Below are 1,929 nucleotides of genomic sequence, written 5' to 3'. Positions count from 1 at the left end.
TCTGAGTCTGAGTCCGCATCGCTATCTGCATCAGAATCTGAGTCTGCATCACTGTCGGCATCTGAGTCTGAGTCTGCATCACTGTCTGCGTCAGCATCTGCATCTGCATCGCTATCTTCTTTGTAGAATCCGCTATCTAAAGTCATATCATCATGACCATCAATAGTTACTGTTACAGAACCACCATTTGAATCTTTAGCACCGTCACCAACATTAACTTGTGTAGGTGTATATCCTTCAGGCGTTTCAAATGTAACTGTGTATGTTTCTCCATCATATAAATTATCAAATTCATAATGACCATTTTCGTCTGTTCTTACAGATTTTGATGTGCCATCAGGATAAGTTAGTGTCACTAAAACATTACTAATTGGTTTCTCATTAACATCTGTTCCTTGTATGCCATCTTTATCAACATCTTCCCATACATAGTCACCAATTTTATAAGTTTCTTCTGGTGTAATAGTACCATCGCCGCCGCCTTGATCATAACTATCAACAATAGCATTTGTATATCCTGCCCAAGAAACATTTCCATATAAATTAGTAGTTTCCATTCTTACGCCTTGTTGTATAGCTAAACTATCATCAGCTCCTGGTGTATATTTACTTTTAACTTTAATAATATATGGTGAATTTATATTTCCAAAATCTATATTAGCCATATTGGGCGCATAATTTTTATCAATAGTAAATTGATCTGTTACATCTTCATATTGGTTGTAATCATAAATTCTATTACTTTCTGGTAATGATTGATTAGGTGAAACTTTATAGATTTCAATTTCAGTACTATCGTCTATAATAGTACTACCCTCTCCTGTATAAAATCCTCCATCATCATATACGCCACCACTTTTAATTATAACATTAGTATTATTAGCGTTTAAACTTAATGGATTAACATAAATCGTTTGTTCAACTGTATCATTTGCTTGATCTAAATTAGTAAAAATAGATTCAATGTTAGATGCATCTTGAACAATAGGATCTTGATAATCTATATTAACCAATTTTGTTATTGGAGTATTCGCTGTTGAATAATTTAAACTTATAGTTTCTTCATTTGGGACTTGTTGCTTATCAATATATGAATTTAATATTAATCTAGCATTAATATTTTCATATTTATCAACATAATCAGTAAATGTATATGTTGATGTTTTAGTGTTTTCATCAAAAGTACCAGTAGCAATCACTTCACCAGATGGATCTACGATATCTACTGAATCAGCACTTTCAGTCAAATCAGATGGGACTGTATGTATATCATATTGAACAGTCATAGTATCGCCAGATTTAACAGCATTATCAATTGAAAAATCAGTTGTATACGTTATATTTTCACCATCGTGGGCTTGAATAGTACCATCTTCGTATAAACCTTCACTCAATGTTTGATTATTCACTGTAATCAAATTATTAACATTTGTACCTTGTTCTGCAGCTAATTTTCTTACAGCAAATTTCTTCACTGGTTTAGCAGTAGATTCAGAGGCACGAGCAGTTGCATAAGCTGTTGTAGCTTCTTTTTTATTTGAATAATCTTTAGCTAATGCACTTAATAATGTATTTTCATCAAGATTATTATAGTCTACATCTAAGTCTTCAACTTGTGCTTTAGCATCTGCTTTTGAAGTGTTGTTAGTGTTAGCAATATAATTAGTTAATGCATCTTGTTTATCTTGTGTTGTTGTAGCATTTTGAACATTATTAACTACTGTATCAACATCTTTTGTTTCATTTGATTTTTGTGAATTTTGAGATTGAGTTTCTGATTGAGGTGCTTCTTCTGAAGTAGTTTCTTTTGAATCAGCTTGGTTTGATTCAGGAGTTTGTTCTGTAGTAGTCTCAGCTTTTGGCGCTTCTTTTGTTGTTTCTTCTTTAGTAGTGTTTGCTTTTGAGTCTTCTTGTGTTGTTTGTGCTTCA

General features: G+C 32.3%; 1 protein-coding gene. It reads right to left on the bottom strand.

What is annotated here, in order from left to right; all coding sequences use genetic code 11:
- Positions 1–1,929: fibrinogen-binding adhesin SdrG C-terminal domain-containing protein (locus HMPREF3125_RS12790; protein WP_176745278.1), on the bottom strand; the 1,929-nt coding region annotated here is incomplete at both ends.

This window comes from Staphylococcus sp. HMSC13A10, assembly GCF_001808005.1.
Classification (GTDB): domain Bacteria; phylum Bacillota; class Bacilli; order Staphylococcales; family Staphylococcaceae; genus Staphylococcus; species Staphylococcus pasteuri.
This window is presented reverse-complemented; position numbering and strand designations above follow the sequence as displayed.